Source organism: Cryomorphaceae bacterium 1068, from assembly GCA_027214385.1.
Classification (GTDB): domain Bacteria; phylum Bacteroidota; class Bacteroidia; order Flavobacteriales_D; family Cryomorphaceae; genus JAKVAV01.
The window spans coordinates 1-1,310 of sequence record JAPVXR010000038.1; the positions used below are offsets into that span (position 1 = coordinate 1).

Here is a 1,310-nt window from a genome sequence, read left to right on the forward strand (position 1 = left end):
TGCTGCTATGGCCAGAGACCTTACCTCTACCTACAATGCGTGGAATTACACCCTCGATGAAGAGACAGAAGAGGTTTTCATCGCCACGGGAAATGAGCTTCCTGAAAATGGTTTGGAAATCACCCTACCGCGATTCATCTTCGGTGCTTCTTACAAAAGAGAGCTTGGAAAATTTGCCCTACTCGGAGAAATTAACGCCGCTCTCACCACAGATGGTCAGCGTAATGTTTTGATCAGTGCCGACCCATTGAGCATTGACCCGGTAATGGGTATCGAGGCGAGTTACCTCAGCATGATCTTTTTAAGAGCGGGAATCGGAAACATACAAAAGATCAAGACGTTTCAAGGTACTGAGGAATACAGTGTTCAGCCCAATTTGGGTGTAGGGCTTAGATTGGGGAATTTCTTCCTTGACTACGCCATCACCGATATAGGGAATACTTCTGAAGCGCTGTATTCTAATGTGTTTAGTTTACGCTTTAGAATATTTAAGCAGGCTCAGTGAAAAAACTCTACCTCCTAGGTTTTTTATTCATATCGACTCTTATTCAAGCTCAGCCATTCGGTAATGAGTGGATCAACTACAACCAGAAGTATTACAAATTTTCCATCGCCGAAGATGGCGTTTACCGAATCACATTCAATGACTTAGCGAATGCGGGAATTCCCATTTCAGGTATTGATCCCGATAATATTCAGCTGTTTGCCGTTAACGAAGAAGTTCCCATTTATATTGAAGGGGGCGAAGATGGGTTTTTCAACTCCACTGATTTCATAGAGTTTATCGGACACAAGAATGACGGCTCCCTTGAAACATCTCTTTACGACACGCCCGAAGATCAGCCCAACCCATACTACAGCCTGTTCAATGATAGTTTGAACTATTTTTTGACATGGAATACAACAGGAGACAATCTGCGTTTTCAAGAGAATGACCTTTCGGATCTGGATTCATATGAGCCAAGGGAGTTCATCTGGAAGCGTCTAAGACAGGTTTATAGCAATGGGTATTATCAGGGCCAATTGGATGCCATCGGTATATCCATTCCCTACTACACCAAAGGCGAAGGCTGGATGAGTTCCAGGTTTGGTATTCCACAGGGTAGCTCCTCCATCACGACAACTTTTAACACCATCGGGGTTTACCAAGAGGTAGGCGCACCTGCCGCTGAAGTCTCCTCTGTTTCAGCAGGGGTATCAAATGCACCTTCGGGGAATGGGAACAACCACTTCCTGCAAATCAGGTATGGCACCGAAAACGCCTTGGCGGTCAATTTTCAATTTCAAGGCTACGAAGTGAATCGCTTTGA

At 44.7% G+C, this 1,310-nt stretch carries 2 protein-coding genes; both read left to right on the plus strand.

What is annotated here, in order from left to right; genetic code table 11:
• The coding region (locus O3Q51_18355) for a hypothetical protein (GenBank protein ID MCZ4410785.1) at positions 1 to 505 on the plus strand (505 nt) is incomplete at its 5' end.
• A partial coding sequence (locus O3Q51_18360) for a hypothetical protein (GenBank protein MCZ4410786.1) occupies positions 502 to 1,310 on the plus strand: 809 nt, incomplete at its 3' end. The genes O3Q51_18355 and O3Q51_18360, both read left to right, overlap by 4 nt.